The sequence below is a fragment of the Variovorax sp. P4_D9 genome, from assembly GCF_056401695.1.
The window spans coordinates 1-3,474 of record NZ_JBFUIU010000885.1 but is presented as its reverse complement, the minus strand read 5'-3'; the positions used below and the strand labels follow the sequence as shown (position 1 = coordinate 3,474).

The 3,474-nt window shown below is 65.7% G+C and carries 5 protein-coding genes; 3 read left to right on the top strand and 2 right to left on the bottom strand.

Features of this window, described 5'->3' with window-relative positions; genetic code table 11:
- The coding region (locus AC1DY5_RS47485) for a TCP-1/cpn60 chaperonin family protein (protein WP_478121320.1) at positions 1-219 on the top strand (219 nt) is incomplete at its 5' end.
- A gap of 110 nt (positions 220-329) precedes the next feature.
- Positions 330-752: an Hsp20/alpha crystallin family protein gene (locus tag AC1DY5_RS47480; RefSeq protein WP_478121319.1), complete on the top strand. Its 423-nt coding sequence runs from the start codon at positions 330-332 to the stop codon at positions 750-752.
- 65 nt (positions 753-817) lie between these two features.
- On the opposite strand, the gene AC1DY5_RS47475 is transcribed toward AC1DY5_RS47480, so the two are convergent.
- Together AC1DY5_RS47475 and AC1DY5_RS47470 are read right to left on the bottom strand one after the other, a co-directional pair.
- A complete protein-coding gene (locus tag AC1DY5_RS47475; RefSeq protein ID WP_478121318.1) occupies positions 818-1,012 on the bottom strand; it encodes a hypothetical protein in 195 nt (64 codons plus the stop codon).
- A 453-nt stretch (positions 1,013-1,465) separates the two neighbouring features.
- On the bottom strand, positions 1,466-1,645 hold the full coding sequence (locus AC1DY5_RS47470; RefSeq protein WP_478121317.1) for a glycine zipper domain-containing protein: 180 nt from the start codon (positions 1,643-1,645) through the stop codon (positions 1,466-1,468).
- 188 nt (positions 1,646-1,833) lie between these two features.
- Between AC1DY5_RS47470 and ppsA the strand changes: the two genes are divergently transcribed.
- The coding region (gene ppsA, locus AC1DY5_RS47465; protein ID WP_478121316.1) for a phosphoenolpyruvate synthase at positions 1,834-3,474 on the top strand (1,641 nt) is incomplete at its 3' end.

The window sequence follows — 3,474 nt, the reverse complement described above, 5'->3', positions numbered from 1 at the left end:
GCCCAGCGGAGTCATGGCTACAACGCCGCAACGCGCGCGTATGGCGACATGCTGGAGATGGGGGTCATCGATCCCGCCAAGATGACCCGTCTCGCGCTGCAGAACGCGACATCGATCGCGAGCCTGGTGCTCACAACCGACTGCATGGTCGCCAATGCGCCGAAGCAGCCCGGCGGCGATGCGCGCCCGGGGATCGAGTCCGGAATGCCCGTTTTTTGATCGAGCGCAAGGCGCTGTGCCGATCGGTGCATAGACTGATTTCGTCGATTGAGATGACCGTCCTTCGGGCAGCCGGTCGACACCGTTCAACCTATCATGGAGTAGCTCAAATGAACTCACTGACCCGTTTCGATCGGCTCGACAATCTGTTTCCCGAGATGTTCCGGCGCTTCGCCCGTCCGATGCAGCTCATCGACGAGAACACGCTGCCTGCTGACATTCGCGTCGACGTCAGCGAGAGCGACAAGGAATATCTCGTGAGCGCAGAGATTCCCGGCGCCAAGAAGGAGGACATTCGCGTCTCGATCGATGGCAGTTACGTCTCGATCTCTGCCGAGATCAAGAAGGAGCAGGAAGAGAAGCACGGCCGCTCGCTGGTCCGCGAGACCTACCGCGGCACCGTCTCGCGCGGCTTCACGCTCGCCAGCGACGTGGACGACAAGACGGCGGTCGCCAAGCTCGAGGACGGCGTGCTGCGCCTCACTTTGCCCAAGCGCGAAGGCTCCGGTAGCCGGACGCTGAAGATCGAGTAGAACCGGATCGAATCAGGGTTCGCGGGGCGATCATTCGGCGTCCGCGAACCCTGTCTCGCCGATGATCAAGCCGCTCCAACCGAGCGGTGGCGCGGAGCCAGTGCGCGCGGCAAGTTGCGCGGCCTCCAGGCTTCGGGCATGCGCACGTTGAACGCCTGCTCGAGCCGCAGCATCAGTTCCATCCGCGCGTCAATGCCAAGCGTGCGCTGCAAGTCATCGTCCAGGTTCGCGGGGCGCCCCCTCGCCGCCGCGCAGTTCATGCAAGCGTCTGGATCACACCGACATCAGGCGCGCCGATGTCACTTCCGGTCTGCCTGGCGCGGCTGATGTCACGGCAGCGCGCGACACGGCGCCTTCGTGGGCTACGGGCATGGGCAGTCCCCGCCAAGGCTACCGACGACCGCCCTCGCCTCCTGATCGGCCCACTCTCCATGCGGGCTTCATCGGGGGCATGTCGGCGTCTGCCTGCACTCGGTCGATCGCGAGGCGGGCCGCACGCATTGCCTCATGCAAGGCGCCGCCTTGAATCGTCTGGTCGTCGCAGGTCGTTCCGGCGCCTGATATGAATGGCGACCCCTCGACGGTGAACCTCCACCAATAGCCACGCTCGCGATGCTCGGCCGGTGGTTCTGGGAATGTTTCATGTTGCACCCGAGGAAAGCCTCAGCGGAAATCGATCGCCTGATCCCGACGAGGAACGCTGTCGTGATGCCTCAGCGCCGCATTGCGAGGAAGCCGATCATGAGTCCCGCGGCTGCCGCGATGCCGATCGCGCTGTAGGGATAATGGTGCACGACTTGGTCCGTGCTTCGCGCCGCGTCGCGTGCCTTGTTCAGCGCATTGCCCTGCAACTCGTCGAGCAGCGTACGAAGCTTGTGAAGGGTCTCATTCATCGTCGCTGAGGCGCCGGCTTTCTGCTCGTAGACACGGCCACATCGGGGCGCTTGACCTGCATCAAGGGAGCGATGGGAGCCGACGAATTGGCCGAAAGACCGCGCTCGTGCCGACGCCTCTCGCCACTGCCGGCTTGCGCGCTATCAATATCCTACCTCCTACCGGTCATTCGGGCTTAGCGTTGGCCATGTTCGAGCGCAGTCGCGCTCTGGCACAAGGAGACGCTCATGCCCCCGACGCAATTCATATCCGCTGGTTCTCCGAACTCGGTGCGGATGATGTGCCGACGGTGGGAGGCAAGAGCGCATCGCTCGGGGAGTTGTTCAGCGCCTTGCGCCCAGGCAGCGTTCGCGTACCCAACGGATTCGCGATCACCGCGGACGCGTACCGTCGCACGCTCGAGACTGCCGATGCGCTGCCGCGTCTCAAGGAAGCCCTGGCAGGCCTGGACGTCGAGAACGTCGACGATCTGGCGCGGCGGGCACGGCTTGCGCGCGAGATCGTCTATTCGGCGCCTTTGCCCGACGACGTGGTGCGCGAGATCCGCGCGGCCTATGCGCAACTGCGCACGGAGTACGGCTCCGACATGACGGTGGCCGTGCGCAGTTCCGCCACCGCCGAGGACCTCCCGACCGCCAGCTTCGCCGGGCAGCACGAGTCCTTCCTGAACATCTCCGGCGAGGCGCGCCTGCTGGACGCCGTTCGCCTCTGCTTCGCCAGCCTGTTCAAGGACCGCGCCATCGCCTACCGGGTCGACAACGGCTTCGACCACTTCAGGGTCCTTCAGTCCGTGTGCGTGATGCAGATGGTGCGTTCGGATCGCGCCGCCAGCGGGGTCATGTTCACGCTCGACACCGACAGCGGATTCCGGGATGTCGTCTTCATAACCGGCGCCTACGGGCTGGGCGAGAACGTCGTCCAGGGCACCGTGGACCCCGACGAGTTCTATGTCTTCAAGCCGACCCTGAAGCTTGGCCACCGCACCGTCCTGCGGCGCAAGCTCGGCAGCAAGGAGATGCGACTGGTGTATTCGAAGGCCGCGGGTCGCGAGACGACCTGCAACCTGCCCACGCCCCCTGAAGACCAGGCGCGCTACTGCATCGGCGACGCCGACGTGCTGGCGCTGGCCGAGGCGGCGGGCGCGATCGAGGACCACTACAGTCGCCGCGCAGGGCAGCCGACTCCGATGGACATCGAGTGGGCCAAGGACGGGCTCGATGGCCTGATCTACATCGTTCAGGCCCGTCCGGAGACGGTGGCATCGCAAAAGCCGCTGAATCGCGTCGACGAGTACCACCTCGATGCACCGCCCCGGCCGCTGGTTGCCGGGCGGGCCGTCGGCTCGTCGATTGCGACCGGCAAGGCGCGCGTCGTCTCCGACGTGCTGGCGCTGGGGCAGTTCAAGCCCGGGGAGGTCCTGGTCGCCGACACCACGATGCCRGACTGGGGCACGGTCATGAAGATCGCGGCCGCAGTCGTCACCAACCGCGGCGGACRCACCTGCCATGCGGCCATCGTGGCGCGCGAACTGGGCATCCCCGCGGTCGTCGGCTGCGACGGTGCGACGGCCACGATCCGCACGGGCGACGAGATCACCGTGTCCTGTGCCGAGGGCGCCGAAGGCCACGTCTACCCGGGCGCGCTGCAGTTCGACAAGACCAGCGTCGAGCTGTCGGCGCTCGCACGCCCGCAGACGCATCTGATGGTCAACCTGGGCAATCCCGACAGCGCCTTCAAGACGGCCTTGCTGCCCAACGACGGCGTGGGGCTGGCAAGGATGGAGTTCATCGTCGCCGAGCACATCAAGGTCCATCCGATGGCCCTGGTG

Bases quoted from the DNA above. Each gene is read 5' to 3' on its own strand.
- AC1DY5_RS47480 (WP_478121319.1), top strand. From the start codon at position 330: ATGAACTCACTGACCCGTTTCGATCGGCTCGACAATCTGTTTCCCGAG.
- AC1DY5_RS47475 (WP_478121318.1), bottom strand. From the start codon at position 1,012: ATGAACTGCGCGGCGGCGAGGGGGCGCCCCGCGAACCTGGACGATGAC.
- AC1DY5_RS47470 (WP_478121317.1), bottom strand. From the start codon at position 1,645: ATGAATGAGACCCTTCACAAGCTTCGTACGCTGCTCGACGAGTTGCAG.